General features: G+C 51.6%; 1 protein-coding gene. It reads left to right on the top strand.

The window, feature by feature from the left end:
- The first annotated feature begins 70 nt into the window (after positions 1–70).
- Complete coding sequence (locus JWG43_RS17470; protein ID WP_205244234.1) at positions 71–1,297, top strand: ISAzo13 family transposase; 1,227 nt, start codon at positions 71–73, stop codon at positions 1,295–1,297.
- Positions 1,298–1,324 lie beyond the last annotated feature (27 nt).

Raw genomic sequence — 1,324 nt, 5'->3', positions numbered from 1 at the left:
GGAGTCTAGCAATAATAACTTGTACATTTTTTGTTTTGCGTTGACGATTTTTTGACTGTATAGTCGCAGCATGGACAACCTTGCCATGCTCCAGCAAAAATATCAGCTTTTGCGGCCCCATCTCGACGAAGCGACCATGCGAATTTGTGCCGCGGCGGATGCCATGGTTCTTGGCAGAGGTGGCCCATCGCTTGTCGCAAAAGCCAGTGGTCTTTCGCGCACTACTGTATATGCCGGTTTAAGTGACCTCAAGCAACCTGACATCTTACCCATTGCGCCAGTGCGGGCTACGGGACGTATCAGGCGGCCCGGTGGCGGCCGTAAATCGTTGACTGAGGTCGATCCCGATTTGTTAAGTGACCTCAATCGGTTAGTTGATCCCATAACCCGTGGCGATCCCGAATCGCCCCTCCGCTGGACTTGCAAGAGTACGACCAAGCTGGCACAGGAGTTGCGAGATCAAGGGCACCGAGTCAGTCAGCGCACTGTCTGGACGCTTCTGGATCAACTTGGCTACAGCATGCAATCGAACCGCAAGGCGAGGGAAGGCACTGAAAACCCGGACCGGGATGCCCAATTTCTCTTTATTGCCAACAAGGTTGAACAATTCCAGGCAAATGGTCTTCCGGTTATTTCGGTGGATACCAAGAAGAAGGAATTGATCGGTCGATTCAAAAACGCTGGCCGGGAGTGGCAAAGAAAAGGGCTGCCCGAAGAGGTGAACGTCCACGACTTTGCCGACAAAGAGCTTGGAAAAGTTGTGCCGTACGGCGTCTACGACTTGACGCACAATCAGGGCTGGGTCAGCGTGGGGATCAACCACGACACTGCCGAATTTGCTGTGGCAACCATTCGTCGCTGGTGGAAGCGGATGGGGGTCCGGTTCTATCCAGAGGCCACCGATCTGCTGATCACCGCTGACGGAGGCGGTAGTAATGGCAGTCGCGTACGGCTCTGGAAAATTGAAATCCAGAAGCTTGCTCAAGAACTCAATATGACAATCCATGTTTGTCATTTTCCTCCCGGAACCAGCAAGTGGAACAAGATAGAGCATCGTATGTTCTGTCATATCAGCGAGAACTGGCGAGGGCGTCCTTTAGAAAGCCAAGCCGTGGTTGTGAACCTTATTGCCAACACACGAACAAACAAGGGGCTGACAATCAAGGCGGAGATTGATGAGGCCTTCTACCCTACAGGTATTAAGGTTCCCGACAAAGACATGGAACAACTCGCGCTCATTCGTGATGAGTTTCACGGCGAGTGGAACTACAAGATTGCCCCTAAACAAAACCCATAATGTTCAAGTTATTTTTACTAGACTCCT

This window comes from Desulfobulbus alkaliphilus (assembly GCF_016918545.1).
GTDB classification, from domain to species: Bacteria; Desulfobacterota; Desulfobulbia; order Desulfobulbales; family Desulfobulbaceae; genus Desulfobulbus; species Desulfobulbus alkaliphilus.
This window is presented reverse-complemented; position numbering and strand designations above follow the sequence as displayed.